At 42.3% G+C, this 17,791-nt stretch carries 14 protein-coding genes; 1 reads left to right on the forward strand and 13 read right to left on the reverse strand.

From position 1 onward, the window contains the following. Nucleotides 1–4 precede the first annotated feature (4 nt). Both NSQ25_RS12645 and hemA read right to left on the reverse strand, forming a co-directional pair. A complete protein-coding gene (locus tag NSQ25_RS12645) occupies nucleotides 5–835 on the reverse strand; it encodes a cytochrome c biogenesis protein (protein ID WP_024423174.1) in 831 nt (276 codons plus the stop codon). A gap of 7 nt (nucleotides 836–842) precedes the next feature. Continuing rightward, nucleotides 843–2,210: a glutamyl-tRNA reductase gene (hemA, locus tag NSQ25_RS12650; RefSeq protein ID WP_326136650.1), complete on the reverse strand. Its 1,368-nt coding sequence runs from the start codon at nucleotides 2,208–2,210 to the stop codon at nucleotides 843–845. A gap of 242 nt (nucleotides 2,211–2,452) precedes the next feature. Here hemA and NSQ25_RS12655 point away from each other — a divergent pair, with 242 nt between their 5' ends. Next, nucleotides 2,453–2,938, forward strand: coding sequence for a hypothetical protein (locus tag NSQ25_RS12655; protein ID WP_034279808.1), 486 nt, complete (start codon nucleotides 2,453–2,455; stop codon nucleotides 2,936–2,938). 42 nt (nucleotides 2,939–2,980) lie between these two features. Here the strand turns inward: NSQ25_RS12655 and yihA are convergent, their stop codons facing one another. From yihA to ilvC, 11 genes are all read right to left on the reverse strand, one after another. Then, complete coding sequence (gene yihA, locus NSQ25_RS12660; RefSeq protein WP_024423177.1) at nucleotides 2,981–3,568, reverse strand: ribosome biogenesis GTP-binding protein YihA/YsxC; 588 nt, start codon at nucleotides 3,566–3,568, stop codon at nucleotides 2,981–2,983. Continuing rightward, entirely contained in the window at nucleotides 3,565–5,889 is a 2,325-nt protein-coding gene (gene lon, locus NSQ25_RS12665) for an endopeptidase La (RefSeq protein ID WP_176966893.1), read from the reverse strand. The genes yihA and lon overlap by 4 nt, the downstream gene beginning before the upstream one ends. 171 nt (nucleotides 5,890–6,060) lie before the next feature. Beyond that, nucleotides 6,061–7,722, reverse strand: coding sequence for an ATP-dependent protease LonB (gene lonB / locus NSQ25_RS12670; protein ID WP_048239026.1), 1,662 nt, complete (start codon nucleotides 7,720–7,722; stop codon nucleotides 6,061–6,063). Between the two features lie 137 nt (nucleotides 7,723–7,859). Next, a complete protein-coding gene (gene clpX / locus NSQ25_RS12675) occupies nucleotides 7,860–9,125 on the reverse strand; it encodes an ATP-dependent protease ATP-binding subunit ClpX (RefSeq protein WP_024423180.1) in 1,266 nt (421 codons plus the stop codon). A gap of 251 nt (nucleotides 9,126–9,376) precedes the next feature. Continuing rightward, nucleotides 9,377–10,651, reverse strand: a complete 1,275-nt coding sequence (gene tig, locus NSQ25_RS12680; RefSeq protein WP_034279803.1) for a trigger factor — start codon at nucleotides 10,649–10,651, stop codon at nucleotides 9,377–9,379. A 240-nt stretch (nucleotides 10,652–10,891) separates the two neighbouring features. Then, a complete protein-coding gene (gene ddcA / locus NSQ25_RS12685) occupies nucleotides 10,892–11,899 on the reverse strand; it encodes a DNA damage checkpoint antagonist DdcA (protein ID WP_034279801.1) in 1,008 nt (335 codons plus the stop codon). 125 nt (nucleotides 11,900–12,024) lie between these two features. Continuing rightward, complete coding sequence (gene leuD / locus NSQ25_RS12690) at nucleotides 12,025–12,624, reverse strand: 3-isopropylmalate dehydratase small subunit (RefSeq protein ID WP_326136192.1); 600 nt, start codon at nucleotides 12,622–12,624, stop codon at nucleotides 12,025–12,027. A 13-nt stretch (nucleotides 12,625–12,637) separates the two neighbouring features. After that, the gene (gene leuC, locus NSQ25_RS12695; protein ID WP_025092482.1) at nucleotides 12,638–14,053 is read right to left on the reverse strand and encodes a 3-isopropylmalate dehydratase large subunit; all 1,416 of its coding nucleotides are present in this window, start codon (nucleotides 14,051–14,053) and stop codon (nucleotides 12,638–12,640) included. Nucleotides 14,054–14,093: 40 nt separating this feature from the next. After that, nucleotides 14,094–15,191, reverse strand: a complete 1,098-nt coding sequence (gene leuB, locus NSQ25_RS12700) for a 3-isopropylmalate dehydrogenase (RefSeq protein ID WP_034279795.1) — start codon at nucleotides 15,189–15,191, stop codon at nucleotides 14,094–14,096. An 18-nt stretch (nucleotides 15,192–15,209) separates the two neighbouring features. Next, nucleotides 15,210–16,763 carry a 2-isopropylmalate synthase gene (locus NSQ25_RS12705; RefSeq protein WP_034279793.1) on the reverse strand — a complete coding sequence of 518 codons (1,554 nt, stop codon included), beginning with the start codon at nucleotides 16,761–16,763 and terminating at the stop codon, nucleotides 15,210–15,212. After that, a complete protein-coding gene (ilvC, locus tag NSQ25_RS12710) occupies nucleotides 16,750–17,778 on the reverse strand; it encodes a ketol-acid reductoisomerase (RefSeq protein ID WP_024423187.1) in 1,029 nt (342 codons plus the stop codon). The genes NSQ25_RS12705 and ilvC overlap by 14 nt, the downstream gene beginning before the upstream one ends. Nucleotides 17,779–17,791: the final 13 nt, after the last annotated feature.

The following is a 17,791-nucleotide window of genomic DNA, read 5'->3' on the forward strand; positions in this document are numbered from 1 at the left end:
ATCATTATTGAAACCAATGAAAGGTTGATAAGCTACCAAGCAGAAAATAATTGATCATCAGCACAAGAAATGAAGCGACATTCCATAGTGCCACGATTTTGCCCTGCATATTTCTCACCAATCTGATATATAAGTAAAAGCCGTATAAAAACAGCATAATAAACGAACCAAGCACCTTTGCATCTGTCCAGTACAACGTATCATACGAAATATATGCCCATATGATGCCAAGAATTAAACTAAGCAAGAGCATAGGCACACCAATAATGTTTAATACGTACGCCATATGATCCAGCTTTGATAAGTCTTCAATTCTCAGAAGCCATTTTCCCCATTTTTTCTTTTTCAGCAAACGATATTGAAAGAGATAAAGCAGTGAAAAAGCAAATGAAAGTGAAAAGGCACCGTAGGATAAAATCGCCATCGTAATATGAATCACGAGCAGTTCACTCGTCAGCTTCCCCGTTAGTTCTGCTGAATGGAGATCAGATGGTGTAAAGGTGTGAATCGCCATCATGGAAAAACCGATCACATTTGTAAAAAAGACAATAAATTCAACGCGCAATACCTTTGTGAGCACAAGAGAAAGTGTCACAAGCACCCACGTATAAAAATATAACCCCTCTGCTACATTCAACACAGGGAATCGGTCTGTTTCCATCATAATATAGAACATGTAGACTGTTTGCAGCAGCCAGACAATAGAAAGCAACCAGAAAGCCATTTTTCCAGCCTTCCGGTTGTGTTGAAGAAAATCTATGAAATAGAACAAGACACTTAGTGCATAGATTAAGATCGTTGCTTCATTGAGTCTCGCTACAATGGATTCCATCATCGCTTAATCACTCACTGGCAACTGTAGCAAAGCCTTGTGCCATATTTGGTTTGAACAGCTGAAATGATCCTTGCTCCACCTGTGCAGATTCGACCTTTTGCTCTTCATCTTCAACCTGTAAATCAAAGATTTCTTTAAAGAGTAAAAGCTTTTCCTCTGCATTCGGCTCCGCGGCAATTTCTTTTGCCTTTAAGATAGGATCTTTCAGCATTTGGTTGATGATGCTTTTCGTATGTTTATTTAACAGCTTCATTTCACGGTTTGTGAGGTTTGGAAGCTTCCGCTCAATACTCTGCATCGTATCGGCTTGAATTGTGAGTGCTTTTTCTCTAAGTGCAGAAATGACCGGAACAACACCTAACGTATTCAGCCATTGCTTAAATTCCACAATTTCTGCTTCAATCAGAAGCTCAACCTGCTCAGCCACTGCACGGCGCTCTTTTAAATTGGCAGCCACGATACCTTCAAGGTCATCAATGTCATACAAAAAAGCACCTTCTACTTCAGAAATAGCTGGATCTAAATCACGGGGTACAGCAATATCCACCATAAATAGAGGTCTGCCCTTCCGTTTTTTATTCGCACTTTCGACCATTTCTTTTGTAATGACAAATTGTTTCGCTCCCGTTGAGCTGATTAAAATGTCCGCTTCGGATAATGTCTTTTCTAATTGGTTTAAGCTCTTAGGCTCTCCTGAAAAACGACCCGCCAATTCCTTTGCCTTCTCAAACGTTCGGTTGATGACCGTTACTTGGCCGATTCCTTGACCTTGAAGGTTTTGAGCCGCCAGTTCGCCCATTTTGCCCGCACCAAGAATCAGGACATGCTTATCAGAAAGACGTCCAAAGATTTTTTTAGCAAGCTCAACCGCTGCATAGCTGACAGACACAGCATTAGACGCAATATCTGTTTCCGCATGAGAGCGCTTTGCAACGGTTACCGCCTGTTTAAATAAATAATTGAAAACGGTACCAATGGTCTTCTCCTCTTGAGCTACTTTAAAGCTGGAGCGTACTTGACCGAGTATTTGCGTTTCACCAATGACCATGGAATCAAGTCCACAGGCCACACGGAATAAATGCTCAACCGCTCCATCGTTTTCATAGAACTTCAAATAAGGAGAGACATCTTCCTTTTCTAAACCGAACCAATTGGCTAAAAATCTTTTTATATAAAACCGTCCAGTATGAAGCTGATCTACTACTGCGTAGATCTCTGTTCGATTACATGTTGAGATGACGATATTCTCTAGAATGCTTTTTTCTTCTTTAAGCTTGGACATCGCTGTTCCGAGCTCACTCGGTTCAAAGCTCAGCTGTTCCCGTATCTCAACAGGGGCTGTTTTATAATCTAAACCCACAACAAGAATATGCATAACTTCAGCTTGCACCCCCAACGCCCTGTCTAATTTATAATAATTACAATATAGAATTTATTATTTATAATGATTATAACATATATTCATTTTTAACTGGATAAAAATTGTGAACAGATTTCAAAAATGTTGTGATATAGTAGAAAAATGTTCGACACTGTTTATGCCATATCATCACTTCAAGCAATTTACCAGATTTGGCGCGTGCGGACAAATGATCTGCTTAAAAGAAGGTGACATCTTTGAAGAAGAAATCCATTTTGCTGCCGCTTACTTTACTGGCTGTAGCGCTATATGCCATTCTCTCAGGAGGTCAATTTGACATTTGGAAGGATCAAGAGAAATGGTATACACTTGTACTGCTTTTTGGTCTCGCTTTTTTATATCAAGGAAAGAAGGAGCAAGAAAGCGCTCATGTGTTTATCGGTATGCTTATGACAGGCCTTTCGCTACACTTTATTCTTCAGCCTAAATTGGACCACTGGCCAGACACATTTACAATGATTGTGTTCATCGTAGGACTTGCACTCTTTGTGAAATCATCTCAGAAAAAAGAATATCGTATTGAAAGTGTTGTGCTGATCGCACTCGGTCTGTTCCTTTATTTCTTTCAGCAAATTACAAAACAGCTAAGTTCCCTTTCGATTCCTACTTCTGGCTTTGAATTGTACTGGCCTTATGTACTGATTGCTGTCAGTCTCCTCTTATTATTTTTAAAAAGGAAATAACTTATACAATAAAAAAGCATCTGCTCATGGCAGATGCTTTTTTTAGCCGTTTACTTTCGCAAGGATTGCATTCCAGGCTTCGTCTTTTCCCTTTTTTGTTTCAGAAGAGAATAAGATGAGTTCATCTGATGGGTCAATGTCGAGCGTCTGTTTGACGACTTTCGCATGTTTTTCCCATTTGCCTTTTGGAATTTTATCCGCTTTTGTTGCGATGACGATCACGGGAACTCCGTAATATTTAAGGAATTCATACATGTTCACATCGTCTACTGATGGCTTATGGCGCAGATCCACAATTTGGACAACTGCTTTTAATTCTTCACGCATTGTAATATACGTTTCGATCATTCTACCCCAGGCTTCGCGCTCTGTTTTTGATACTTTGGCAAAGCCGTAGCCCGGAACGTCCACAAAATGGAGCATATCATTAATAATGTAGAAATTAAGCGTCTGGGTCTTACCTGGTTTAGAAGACGTACGCGCTAAATTTTTACGATTAATCAATGAGTTGATGAACGAGGACTTTCCAACATTTGATCGTCCAGCAAGCGCGATTTCAGGCAGCCCGCCGCTCGGGTACTGCTCTGGTTTCACCGCACTAATGACGATATCTGATTTTGTTACTTTCATCTTCCCTCTCCTACCAACGCTTTCTCAAGCACCTCATCTAAATGTGAGACCGGAATAAAGGTTAGTCCTTCTCTCACACTTTCAGGAATATCATCAATATCCTTCTCATTGTCCTTTGGAAGAATAATGGTTTTCAATCCTGCACGATGTGCGCCTAATGCTTTTTCTTTTAGTCCGCCAATCGGAAGCACTCTTCCTCTTAACGTTATCTCTCCTGTCATACCAACCTCTTTTGACACAGGACGTCCTGTGAGTGCTGATACAAGAGCCGTCGCAATGGTGATACCAGCTGATGGCCCGTCCTTTGGAACCGCACCCTCTGGAACATGGATATGAATATCGTGCTTTTCATTAAAATTAGGATCAATGTTCAGTTCATCTGCTTTGGATCGAATATAACTGAATGCTGCCTGTGCAGATTCTCTCATGACATCACCTAGCTTACCTGTTAACAAGAGCTTGCCTTTACCAGGCGAGAGTGATACCTCAATTGATAAAGTGTCTCCGCCAACAGTCGTATACGCAAGTCCTGTGACAACCCCCACTTGGTCTGTCGTTTCAGCCTGACCATAACGGTAAAGTCTTTTTCCGAGGAATTCAGATAAGTTCTTTTCCGTCACTGTGATGCGTTTGCGGTCTTCAGCCACAATCGCTTTTGCTGCTTTTCGGCAAATGGCCGCAAGCTGACGCTCTAATCCACGAACACCCGCTTCTCTTGTGTAATAGCGAATCGTATCATAAATCGCGGTTTCACGAAGCTGCAAGTTCCCTTTCTTTAATCCGTGCTCCTTTAGCTGCTTCGGCAGAAGATGGTCTTTCACAATCTCTGCTTTTTCAACCTCTGTATACCCTGCAATCGTGATAATCTCCATTCTATCACGAAGTGGACCTGGAATGGTTGCTAAATTGTTGGCAGTGGCAATAAATAACACCTGCGATAAATCAAATGTCTCTTCAATATAGTGATCGCTAAAGTTGTGATTTTGCTCTGGATCCAGCACTTCAAGCATCGCAGAAGACGGATCACCTCTAAAATCAGAGGACATCTTATCGATTTCATCTAAAAGAAACACTGGATTCATAGTGCCTGCCTTACTCATCCCGCGAATGATACGGCCTGGCATCGCCCCTACATATGTTCTTCTATGTCCACGAATCTCAGATTCATCACGCACACCGCCAAGAGAGATACGGATAAACTTTCGGTCAAGTGATTTAGCAATCGATTTGGCAAGTGACGTTTTCCCTACCCCAGGAGGTCCTGCTAAGCAAAGAATCGGTCCTTTTAATGAGTTGGTCAGCTTCTGTACAGCAAGGTATTCAAGCACACGTTCTTTGACTTTCTCCAGCCCATGATGCTCATCATCTAAAATTTCACTTGCAAGTTTTAAATCTAGACGATCTTCTGTATAAATGCCCCATGGAAGATTGATCAGCCAATCAATATAATTTCGAATGACAGAGCTCTCCGCAGAGCTTGAAGGAATTTTTTCATAACGGTTCAATTCTTTTAACGCCGTTTCACGAACAGAATCCGGCATGCTGGACTCTTCAATTTTAGACATTAATGAACTGACTTCGCCTGTTTTTCCTTCCTTGTCTCCAAGCTCCTTTTGAATGGCTTTCATTTGTTCACGCAAATAATATTCTTTTTGCGTTCGTTCCATTGAACGTTTGACGCGCTGTCCAATTTTCTTTTCAATTTCCAGCACTTCTTTTTCATTGTGGATTAAGCTGATGACGCGATTCAGACGTTTTTTGACATCCACTGTTTCCAGCACTTCTTGCTTGTCCTTTAACTTGAGCGGCAGGTGAGAAGCGACGATATCTGCCATTCTCCCCGGTTCTTCAATATCCGTCACCGTTGCATATGTTTCAGCTGAGATTTTTTTTGAAATTTTTATGTACTGATCAAAGTGATCTAACAAAGTGCGCATGAGTGCTTCTGCTTCTGCGTCTTTTAATTCTTCTTCTGCCAATTCTTTAATATCGACGGACGTATAGTCCTCAAGCTCCACGTATGATTCGATCTGCGCTCGATTTAAGCCTTCAACGAGTACACGAATCGTTCCATTCGGCAGCTTCAGCATTTGTTTGATTTTTGTGTAGGTGCCGACTTTGAAAATTTCCTCTTCACCTGGTTCATCTATTGAAATTTCCCGCTGTGTTGCTAGAAAAATCATATGATCGTTCATCATCGCCTGTTCTAAAGCTTGAACAGACTTCTCGCGTCCAACGTCCAAATGCAAGACCATTGTTGGATAAACAAGCAAGCCTCGCAGTGGAAGGAGCGGAACATTCTTTTTGATTTCATCTGCCATGTTGATTGACACCTCCGTCACTAGTATGAATCATTATAATATACCTGTTTCAGTCTTGTACAATGTAAAAGACTTGAGAAATGATGATCTTACCGTAGTATACCCTTTCTTTTTATCTTGAAAAAGAAAAAAAGATCTATTTCACTAAAAAATCCCCATATGTGATGGGGATTAAACAGATTTTCTTTTCATTTCCTCTTCTAGTCCATCTTTCTTCTCGTCTGGCGGGTTGACCAAACACTGATCCAGCACCTCTTGGAAGTGCTTCACAGGCACAATGGTGACGCCTTCAATCTCTTTTAAGATCGACTGCTGGTTGTCATAAGGAATAATCACGGTTGTGGCACCAGCCTGCTTCGCCGCCTTAATCTTCGGTATCACACCGCCGATCGGCTTCACCTGACCCTGCAATCCGATTTCACCTGTCATCGCTGTCAGATGATCAATCGGGATTTGATGAATGGCAGAGAAAATCGCCGCCGCCATGGCAATCCCAGCAGACGGTCCATCAATAGGGGCACCGCCTGGAAAATTAATATGGATGTCATATTCATTTGTCCGTATGCCCAAGTTTCTCAGCACTGTTAATACATTTTCAACTGATCCTTTAGCCATACTTTTTCGTCTAATGGATTTCGATTGACTGCCAATGCTTTCTTCTTCTGCAATGCCTGTAATGTTGATACTTCCTTTTTCGAGTGCCTTACATATATTCACTTCAATCTCGAGCAAGGCACCGCTGTTTGGTCCGTAGACTGCCAGTCCATTCACTACACCGACTTTTGGCTTTTCCGGTACTTTTTGTTCATATCTTGGTGTCAGCTGGCTTGAGTGAATGACCCACTCGACATCGGCGATCGTGATGTCTTTTCTGTTTTCCGTGACGGCCATTCCAGCGGCGATCTGCACCATATTGACTGCTTCACGGCCATTTTTCACATATGAGGTTAACAGGTTCAGCCCTTCATCACTTAATTCCTTTTGAATTTTTTGGACAGCCTTAGCAGCGACAATTTTCAGTTCATGCTGGTCAAGGTCCTTAAAGAAAATTTCCAAACACCTCGATCGAATCGCTGGTGGAATTTCTTCAGGTGTTCTTGTCGTGGCACCTATCAATCGAAAATCAGCCGGAAGTCCATTTTGAAAAATGTCATGAATGTGATTCGGAATTTGAGTGTTTTCCTCACTGTAGTAGGCACTGTCTAAAAATACTTTCCGATCTTCAAGGACTTTCAGCATTTTGTTCATTTGAATCGGATGCAGTTCCCCAATTTCATCGATAAACAGAACCCCGCCATGCGCATGCGTAACGGCTCCTTGTTTTGGCTGCGGAATGCCTGCCTGTCCCATCGCTCCCGCCCCTTGGTAAATCGGGTCATGCACGGAACCAATGAGCGGGTCTGCGATGCCCCGTTCATCGAACCTTGCGGTTGTGGCATCGAGTTCTACAAATACCGCATCTTTCTTAAACGGTGAATCAGCATGACGTTTCGCTTCTTCCATGACAAGACGGGCAGCGGCTGTTTTACCAACACCCGGGGGTCCGTAGACAATGACATGCTGAGGATTCGGTCCGCACAGCGCTGCTTTTAGAGCACGAATGCCGTCTTCCTGCCCTACAATATCTTGAAATCCCTTTGGCCGGACTCTCTCTGATAAAGGCTCACTCAGCTTGATTGACCGCATCTTTCTGAGTGCTTCCATTTCTTTTTTTGATTCTTTGTCTATCGTCACCTTTTGTGTGCGCTGATTTCGCAGTAAGTTCCAAAAGTACAGCCCGATGACGATACCAAAGAACAGCTGTATAAATAATACGATTCCTGTCCAGCTCAATCGGTGCTCCCTCCTTCATCTATCGTATGTATTGGTTTCTGTCTGCTAGTATTTCCTAGAGCTAGACGGAATAAACACGTCTTCTGCGATAAATAAAAAACTCCTGAATCAAAATGATTCAGGAGTGATAACTTCTCTTATGCAGATGTTTTTGTATCTTTATTGACGACTGTGCCATCCTTTAACACAAGACGCGGCGGCTCACCATCAGCAACCGTTGCACCAGTGATGACACATTTTTCAATATCATCACGAGATGGAAGGTCAAACATGACATCAAGCATGATGCCTTCAATGATCGAGCGAAGACCACGAGCCCCTGTTTTACGCTCAATTGCTTTTTTCGCAATTTCGCTAAGAGCATCTTCTTCAAATTCAAGCTCCACATCGTCAAGCTCAAGCATTTTTGTATATTGCTTAACAAGCGCATTTTTAGGCTTCGTCAAGATTTCTACAAGTGCCTTTTCATCTAACGGCTCTAGGCTTGCAATAACCGGCAGGCGGCCGATGAATTCTGGAATTAAACCGAAGCGAAGCAAGTCTTCTGGCAGTACTTTTGATAGAAGGACTTCTTTTTCAAGATCTTCGACTTTATTTTCCGCACCGAATCCAATTACTTTTTGACCTAAGCGGCGTTTGATGATTTGCTCAATCCCGTCAAAGGCTCCTCCACAAATGAAGAGGATGTTCGTCGTATCAATTTGAATGAATTCTTGATGCGGATGCTTACGTCCACCTTGAGGCGGTACACTAGCGACTGTTCCTTCAAGAATTTTCAAAAGGGCTTGCTGGACGCCTTCCCCAGATACATCGCGAGTGATAGAAGGGTTTTCTGATTTTCTTGCTACTTTATCGATCTCATCGATGTAGATAATGCCTTTTTCCGCTTTTTCTACATCATAATCCGCTGCCTGGATCAGCTTTAGTAAAATATTCTCTACGTCTTCACCAACATAACCTGCTTCAGTTAATGATGTAGCATCTGCGATCGCAAATGGAACATTTAAAATACGTGCAAGTGTTTGAGCAAGTAATGTTTTACCGCTTCCTGTTGGTCCAATCATAGAAATATTACTTTTCGAAAGCTCAACATCATCAATCTTGCTGTTGGAATTGATCCGTTTGTAGTGGTTATACACCGCTACAGCTAAGGATTTTTTCGCATTGTCTTGTCCGATGACATATTCATCAAGAATCTCCCGAATTTCATGAGGCTTCGGAACATCCTTGAATTCAACTTCTTCCTCAGTGCCGAGCTCTTCTTCAACTATTTCCGTGCAAAGCTCGATACATTCATCACATATATATACACCAGGTCCTGCGACCAGTTTACGCACTTGATCTTGCGTTTTTCCGCAAAACGAGCATTTTAATTGACCTTTTTCCTCGTTGAATTTAAACATTCTTTCACCCCTTATTCTTCTTCACTTGCCTGTAGCTAACAGTCAGCTACCTTTCTGGGTCCAGTATGTATGCATTTTACCATACTTTCCTAAAAGACGGTAACGATGTGTTTCTAACACTGCACATTGAGATATGTATGACAGAAAGATGCGACTTACACTATCGTTTCCAAAAGAAGCGATGATAAGTCAAAAATTGTACAAAACAAGGCACGAGTCACTCGCGCCCTGTTTTATTATTATGCACCATATTAACGGTTTTCTACAAGAAAATCAATTGCTTTACGAACTTTTAGATCTTCTTTCATTGCTTCAGTAGATCCGATCGCTTGTTTGATATTTTCAATTGGCATGTTGTATGCTTCAGCCATTTTTGAAAGTTCTTCTTCCACTTCTTCGTCAGACACTTGTAAGTTTTCTGCAGCAGCAATTGCTTCAAGTGTTAGGTTAGATTTTACGCGTTTAGCAGCATCTTCTTTCATTTGCTCTTTCAGCGCATCTTCATCTTGTCCAGAGAATTGGAAGTAAAGCTCAAGGTTCATTCCTTGCATTTGAAGACGTTGTTCGAATTCTTTCATCATGCGGTCTAGCTCTGTGTCAACCATCGCTTGTGGGATGTCAACTTCCGCATTTTCAGAAGCTTTCGCAACTAGCTCTTCACGAAGTTTTCCTTCTGCTTCGTTTTCTTTTGCTTCTTCAAGACGTTTCTTCGTTTTTTCAGTTAATTCAGCAAGCGTTTCTACTTCTTCATCAACATCTTTAGCGAACTCATCGTCAAGCGCTGGAAGTTCTTTTGCTTTGATTTCATGAATTTTCACTTTGAATACAGCTGGTTTACCTGCAAGGTCTTCAGCGTGGTATTCTTCTGGGAATGTAACTTCTACGTCTTTTTCAGCGCCAGCTTCAAGACCAACTAATTGCTCTTCGAAACCAGGGATGAATGAACCAGAACCAACTTCAAGAGAGTAGTTCTCAGCTTTTCCGCCTTCGAATGCTTCTCCATCAACGAATCCTTCGAAATCAAGAACAACTGTATCGCCGTTTTCGATTGCGCCTTCTTCTTTGACAACAAGCTCAGCTTGACGGTTTTGCATGCCTTTTAGCTCTTCTTGTACATCTTCATCAGTGACAGCTGTGTCGTCTTTTTCTACGTTAAGACCTTTGTAGTCACCAAGTTTTACTTCAGGCTTCACTGTTACTTTTGCAGTGAAGATTAAGCTTTCGCCTTTTTCGATTTTCTCAACATCGATTTCAGGGCGGTCAACTGGCTCGATACCAGCTTCGTCGATTGCTTTTGGATATTCAACTGGAAGAAGAATATCTAATGCATCTTGATAAAGAGATTCTACACCAAAACGCTGCTCGAAAAGACCACGTGGTACTTTCCCTTTACGGAATCCAGGGATCGATACTTGCTTAACCACTTTCTTAAATGCATCATCAAGTGCTTTGTTAAATGTTTCAGCGTCAACTTCTACAGTTAGAACGCCTTCGTTACCTTCTTGTTTTTCCCATTTTACTGACATGTGTGTTTCCCTCCAAAAATCTATTCAGATTGTGCGTTGCTCCATTCTAAAGCATCATAAAGACTTCGTCCAATCAAAAACCACGCACTCCGCTAAGAAGCTTGCATTATGTATACAACATTTGACTTGATTATACATATCGTCTTTCAACCGTTGGAATCTGACAACTGCACTATATATGCACAAATACAACCATTATATTATAACATAACAAGTCCGTCTTTCAACTAAATCGACAAATTACAAATAAGAAATTTCTTCAATATCTTTCAGCATTGTGCAAGCTTCTCTCAGCTCTCGTTCGTTAAATTCATACAATAAATGCAATTCTTCGAGTTCAATCTCGATCCCATGCATTTCATAGCCGACTTTATGAAGTGCCGCTGCCCAAAGACTCGGATCTGTGTATTTAGGAAGAAATGGATACAGCACAAATAAGTGCCGGCGCCATAACTCTTCCACGCCTTGGTAAAGGGTCGGATTCTCATTGCCGAGCGTGTCATCGAGCATACGAAGCACTTGCTGGAGAAGCGGCATCTGCTCTGGCTTTACAGCCTCAGAAGGAATAAGGGTTAAAGAATCACCGAATTTCGTCACATGAACCGGCTTTGCCACATCATGATCTGCCAGAAGCTGCAGGATCATTGATTTGACCAAAGGGTTCCCATCAGGGTTTTGTAAGATGGTATTTAATAGACCCATGTGCGGTGTGATGTTCCGGTCTTTCAACGAATGGATAAACTGTACCTGTTCTTCCGGCCGCTTTAGCATGTCATCTATGTTGATCTCACTTCCGGCGTCCTCATCTTCATCTAGAATCTCTTCAGGTGATTCGATCATTTTTCTGCTAAATTCGAGCAGCTTGTAAAAATGCTCCGCGCTTTCTGCTGGAAGGTGGTTTTCCTCGAGCACAGCCTCAATCGTCTGTTTGACTTCTTCATATTCTTTCAGCTGAATGAGGATCGTCATATACACTTGTAGCACAGTGAAATAGTGACCATATCCTTCATGCAGCATTTTTTCACAAACACGCTTTGCATCCTGCAGCTCACCCAGCTCCAGAAAACAAATGGCCATTCCGAGGTGAATATCGGATTCTTCATCGTCATCATACGATTTTGCTTCTGAAAACAAGTGAAGCGCCTCTTGATACTGTTTATCTTTTAATGCTGCCATTCCTTTTTCAATCAGTCTTTCTTTCAGACCAGGAAACAAAATGACATTATCTTTCTTCTTGTCATGCTTCATGCTTACGTTCCTTTCGGGCGCATATTTTTTATCAGTTTACCAACGAAGATTAGTAAACACAAGTAACGAGAGGTTTTCATGCAAAAAAGAAGCCGTCACACCTCGGGCGGACAGCTTCTCGTTGCTTAAGCGCGCAGCCAGCTGCTGCGCTTTTCTTCAAATGCTTGAATGTCATCTACTAATAGTAATGTTAATGAAATCTCATCATAACCATTTAGGAGCATTTCTCTCCAGTGAGGGTCGACTTGAAAAGGGGTGATATTCCCTTCATGATCTTCTATCTGCTGTTTTTCAAGATCAACTGTCATCTCATACCCTTTGTTCTCATATGACGCAGCGAAGGTTTTCCACACATCATAATCAAGGCGAATCGGAAGCATCCCATTTTTAAAGCAGTTTTGATGAAATATATCTGCGAATGATGGTGCGATGACAATTTTAAAGCCATAATCATCAAGCGCCCAAGGAGCATGTTCCCTAGATGATCCGCAGCCAAAGTTCTCCCCTGCGATCAAAATGGATGCTCCTTCATAGATCGGCTGATTTAGTTCGAAATCTGGATTTGGGCTGCCATCGGCTAAATAACGCCAGTCGAAAAAGGCAAAGCGGCCATATCCTGTTCGTTCGATTCTTTTTAAAAATTGCTTCGGAATAATTTGATCTGTATCTACATTGATACGGTTAAGCACAGCGGCTTTCCCTTTATGAGTGACTAAAGGCTCCATCTATGACAACTCCTTACACGACTGTTTTCTCTTGATTAAACTTCCTGACATCGACAAAGCGGCCATGTATCGCAGCCATTGCAGCCATTGCCGGGCTGACAAGATGCGTTCTCGCACCCTTCCCTTGACGCCCTTCAAAGTTACGGTTTGATGTGGACGCGCAGCGTTCACCCTCCGGTACCACATCGTTATTCATACTAAGGCACATACTGCAGCCTGATTCTCTCCATTCAAATCCTGCTTCAAGGAAGATTTCATGAAGACCTTCTTTTTCTGCTTGCAATTTGACACTTTGAGAGCCAGGCACCACAATCGCTCTGACATGATCTGCTACTTTTTGTCCTTCAATCATAGAAGCAGCTTGGCGTAAATCAGTCATTCTTGAGTTCGTACATGAGCCGATAAAGACATGCTCAATTGTAATATCTTCTATACGCTGATGCGGATGGACACCCATGTATTCGTAAGCACGAATCGCTTCTTTTTGATCATCTTCTTGTGCAAAGTCCTCAGGCCCTGGGATCGATGCATCCACAGGGAGTACCATTCCTGGGTTAATTCCCCATGTAACCATTGGTGAAATCTGATTTCCATCTAATACAATGGTTTTATCGTAGGTTGCACCTGGATCTGTTCTAAGTTCTTCCCATTCTTTAATAGCTGCTTCGAAGTCTTCGCCCTGCGGTGCATATTTGCGGCCGCGGCAATATTCGAAGGTGACTTCATCAGGTGCGATCAATCCTGCTCTTGCACCTGCTTCAATCGACATATTACAAACGGTCATCCGCTCATCCATCGTCATGTTTCTGAATACTTCCCCAGTGTATTCAATGACATAACCTGAGCCGAACTTCACGCCGTGCGCACCAATGACGGCTAAAATGACATCTTTGGCGGTTACCCCTTTTTGAAGCTTTCCGTCTACTCTAATTTCTAGCGTTTTCGGACGCTGCTGCCAAAGTGTTTGTGTAGAAAGTACATGTTCAACCTCACTAGTACCGATCCCAAAGGCAAGTGCACCAAACGCGCCGTGAGTTGATGTATGACTATCTCCACAAACGATTGTTTTCCCCGGAAGTGTCAATCCAAGCTCAGGTCCAACGACATGGACGATTCCTTGGTCAACACTGTGAAGGTCAGCAAGACGAACGCCAAATTCCGCACAGTTGCGCTCTAAGGCACTCACTTGCTTTTTAGCAATCTCATCTTTGATCACAAATCGATTCACAGTTGGGATGTTGTGATCCATCGTCGCAAACGTGTTTTGAGGTCTTCTCACCTTGCGCCCTTTTTGTCTTAATCCTTCAAATGCTTGAGGTGATGTCACTTCATGCACCAAGTGCAGATCAATATATAAAAGGTCTGGTTTTCCCTCGCCGCTTTTGACTACATGCTGATCCCATATTTTTTCGATGATTGTTCGAGGCATAACCCTTTTCCTCCCTCTACCTAATTCCACAAGATTCTATTTACACAATGGTTTGCACGCGCTGCTTGAGTGCGTCTACAACCGCATTAGTGATTTCTTCAGTCGTTTGATAAGTTCCCTCTTTTGCTGCTAAATCTTTTGTTCGTTTGCCAGAGGCAAGAACAGCTTCGACAGCTTCTTCTATTGCAGCCGCTTCTTCTTCTAATGCAAAGGAAGTTCTAAGCAAGCTTGCTGCTGATAAAATGGTTGCCAGAGGGTTTGCAACGTTTTGCCCCGCAATATCGGGTGCTGAACCATGAATTGGCTCATATAAATGAAGGCCTGTGCTTGATAAACTAGCAGATGGCAGCATGCCGAGTGATCCAGTAATCATCGAAGCTTCATCGCTTAAAATGTCACCGAACATATTCTCTGTCACAATGACATCAAATTGAGCGGGCTTGTAAATCAGCTGCATGGCAGCATTATCGACGAGCATATGCTCAAATTCAACTTCTGGATATTGAGCAGCAACTTCTTCTACCGCATCCCGCCATAGTTTACTAGAAGCAAGAACATTCGCTTTATCTACAGACGTCACTTTTTTCCTTCTCGTTAACGCCATATCGAACGCTTCTTTTAATACGCGGACAATTTCTTCCTTTGTATAAAGGAGCGTATCAACGGCAGCTTCTTTTCCTTCATCATCCGTATAGCGTTCGCTTGGTTCACCAAAATAGAGACCGCCTGTTAATTCACGAACGATGACGAAATCGACTCCGTTAATGTGATCCTGTTTTAACGGAGATGCCCCGCTTAAACTATCGAACACCTTTACAGGGCGGATGTTTGCAAATAAGTCCAGCTGTTTACGAATGGCGAGCAGGCCTTTTTCTGGACGAAGCTCTGGCGGGTTTTGATCCCACTTTGGTCCGCCGACTGCTCCTAATAAAATCGCATCAGCGTTTTTGCATACATCTACTGTTTCCTTCGGAAGCGGGTTGTTTTTTTCATCTATTGCGATACCGCCAATGAGCGCAGTTTCGAATTCGAATTCGTGCCTAAATTGAGCCGCCGTCTCTTGAAGGACAGCAACTGCAGATGTCACGACTTCCGGTCCGATTCCATCGCCGGGCAAAAGTGCAATTTTCTTTTTCATGAGAACCTTCCTCCTTTCCTATGAGATCGCGTGATGTTTCTCAATTTCAATCAGATTTGATTTGAAGATTAAATGCCTGTTTACTGCATTGACGTAAGCTTTCGCCGATGCTTCAAGCACATCTTGCGCTACACCGCGTCCTGCTGTTTCTTTTCCTTCTATTGAAACAGTGACATATACTTCAGCTAGTGCATCTCTGCCTTTTCCATTTGATTGAATGCGGTAGTCCAGCAAATGAATTCTTTCTTCCATACAGCGCTCAAGCGTGTTGTACACAGCCTCTACACTGCCTGCACCTGTAGCTGCTTCTTGAATGACTTCCTGTGTTTCTTGATTTTTCAGAGAAACTGTTGCTGTTGGCATTTGTTCTGTTCCATAGTGCACTTGTAGACTTTCAAATTCATAGCCGATTTTTCGGTCTGCTACTTTTTCTTCTAATATAATAGAGATCAAATCATCATCTGTAATTTCTTTCTTCTTCTCTGTCAAGTTCTTGAAAGTCTCAAAGAATTTATTGATTTCGTCTTCCGTTAGTTTAAAGCCTAGTGTTTTCAGGCGGTCTTTAAACGCGTGTCTTCCGGAGTGTTTTCCAAGGACAAGCACATCTGTTGTCACACCGACAAGCTCTGGAGAAATAATTTCATAGGTTGTTTTTTCTTTGAGGAAACCATCTTGGTGAATACCTGATTCATGTGCAAATGCGTTGTTTCCAACGACTGCTTTATTACGCGGCACAATCATTCCTGAGTATTTGCTCACTACATCACTTGTACGCTTAATTTCATTCAATTGAATCGTTGATTCGACCTGGTAAAAGTCTTTTCGAATATGAAGAGCTACTGCAATTTCTTCTAAAGCAGCATTTCCAGCGCGCTCGCCAATTCCGTTGACAGCCGTTTCAATTTGATCTGCTCCATTTTCAATGGCAGCAAGTGAGTTTGCCACAGCCATTCCTAGATCATCGTGACAGTGAGCGGACAAGTTGACACGGTCGATATTTGGAACGTGTTCCTTCATATATTTAAAGATGTTTCCGTACTCTTTTGGCGCTAGGTATCCAACTGTATCTGGCAAGTTAATGACACTCGCCCCAGCGTCAATCACCTTTTCTACAATTTCTGCCAAGAAAGCAAGATCTGTACGGCACGCATCTTCTGCTGACCATTGGACAACTGGAAAACGTTCTTTCGCATATTTCACCATTGCGACAGCCTGTTCTACGACTTCTTCACGTGTTTTCTTGAGTTTATGCTTCAGGTGAATGTCAGAAGTGGCAATAAAGACATGAAGCCTTGGCTCCACTCCATCTTTTAATGCTTCCCATGCAGCATCAATGTCACCTTTCACACATCGTGCAAGACCAGCTACAGAACAGCTTTTAATCGTTCTTGCTATTTCTTGTACGCCTAAGAAATCCCCTCGGGATGAAGCGGGAAATCCCGCTTCAATGATATTAACCCCAAGGCGCTCAAGCTGCTTTGCAATGATTAGCTTTTCTTGTGCATTTAAGTTCACTCCTGGAGATTGCTCTCCATCTCGAAGTGTTGTGTCAAAAAAATTAATTTTCCGCACCGACGCTCACCGCTTCCTTTTTCTTTCCTTGTTTAACGAAAGGCATCATTTCACGAAGCTTTCTACCAACGATTTCAATTTGGTGCTCATTTTCATTTGCATTGATTGCATTGAAACGTGGACGATTCACTTGGTTTTCAACAATCCATTCTTTTGCAAATGTTCCGTTTTGGATATCAGTCAAAACAGCTTTCATTGATTCTTTTACTTTTGCATCCACAACACGTGGTCCTGATACGAAGTCACCCCATTGTGCTGTATCAGAGATTGAATATCTCATGCCTTCTAAGCCTTCTTCATACATAAGGTCAACGATTAATTTTAGTTCATGCAGACACTCGAAGTATGCAAGCTCTGGCTGATAACCAGCTTCTGTTAACGTTTCGAATCCTGCTTTTACTAATGAAGTAAGACCTCCACAAAGAACTGCCTGCTCACCGAATAGATCCGTTTCTGTTTCTTCTTTAAATGTTGTTTCAAGAACGCCCGCTCTTGCTCCGCCGATTGCTTTTGCATAAGCAAGTGCTTTGTCTTTCGCTTGGCCAGATACATCTTGATAGATAGCAAATAGGGCAGGTACACCAGCGCCTTGCTCATATGTTCTTCTCACAAGATGTCCTGGACCTTTCGGAGCTACAAGATACACGTCTACGTCACTTGGAGGAACAATTTGATGGAAGTGAACGTTGAATCCGTGTGCGAATACAAGTGAGTTGCCAGCTTCTAATTGATCTTTGATTTCTTCATCATATACTTTCTTTTGCTGCTCATCTGGAAGTAGTACCATGACTACGTCTGCTTGTGCTGCTGCTTCTTTTACTGTGAATACTTGATGGCCGTCTTCTTGTGCTTTTGTATAAGATCCGCCTTTTCTCACGCCGACGATCACATCTACGCCGCTTTCTTTTAAGTTCAATGCATGTGCATGACCTTGTGATCCGTAGCCAATGATCGCTACCTTTTGACCATTTAATACGTTTTCTTGAATATCACCGTTATAATATACTTTTACCATTTGACTCTCTCCT

Source organism: Bacillus sp. FSL R5-0512, assembly GCF_038593295.1.
Lineage (GTDB): Bacteria > Bacillota > Bacilli > Bacillales > Bacillaceae > Bacillus > Bacillus safensis.

Bases quoted from the DNA above. Each gene is read 5' to 3' on its own strand.
- NSQ25_RS12645 (WP_024423174.1), bottom strand. From the start codon at position 835: ATGATGGAATCCATTGTAGCGAGACTCAATGAAGCAACGATCTTAATC.
- hemA (WP_326136650.1), bottom strand. From the start codon at position 2,210: ATGCATATTCTTGTTGTGGGTTTAGATTATAAAACAGCCCCTGTTGAG.
- yihA (WP_024423177.1), bottom strand. From the start codon at position 3,568: ATGAAAGTAACAAAATCAGATATCGTCATTAGTGCGGTGAAACCAGAG.
- lon (WP_176966893.1), bottom strand. From the start codon at position 5,889: ATGGCAGATGAAATCAAAAAGAATGTTCCGCTCCTTCCACTGCGAGGC.
- clpX (WP_024423180.1), bottom strand. From the start codon at position 9,125: ATGTTTAAATTCAACGAGGAAAAAGGTCAATTAAAATGCTCGTTTTGC.
- tig (WP_034279803.1), bottom strand. From the start codon at position 10,651: ATGTCAGTAAAATGGGAAAAACAAGAAGGTAACGAAGGCGTTCTAACT.
- ddcA (WP_034279801.1), bottom strand. From the start codon at position 11,899: ATGAAGCATGACAAGAAGAAAGATAATGTCATTTTGTTTCCTGGTCTG.
- leuD (WP_326136192.1), bottom strand. From the start codon at position 12,624: ATGGAGCCTTTAGTCACTCATAAAGGGAAAGCCGCTGTGCTTAACCGT.
- leuC (WP_025092482.1), bottom strand. From the start codon at position 14,053: ATGCCTCGAACAATCATCGAAAAAATATGGGATCAGCATGTAGTCAAA.
- leuB (WP_034279795.1), bottom strand. From the start codon at position 15,191: ATGAAAAAGAAAATTGCACTTTTGCCCGGCGATGGAATCGGACCGGAA.
- ilvC (WP_024423187.1), bottom strand. From the start codon at position 17,778: ATGGTAAAAGTATATTATAACGGTGATATTCAAGAAAACGTATTAAAT.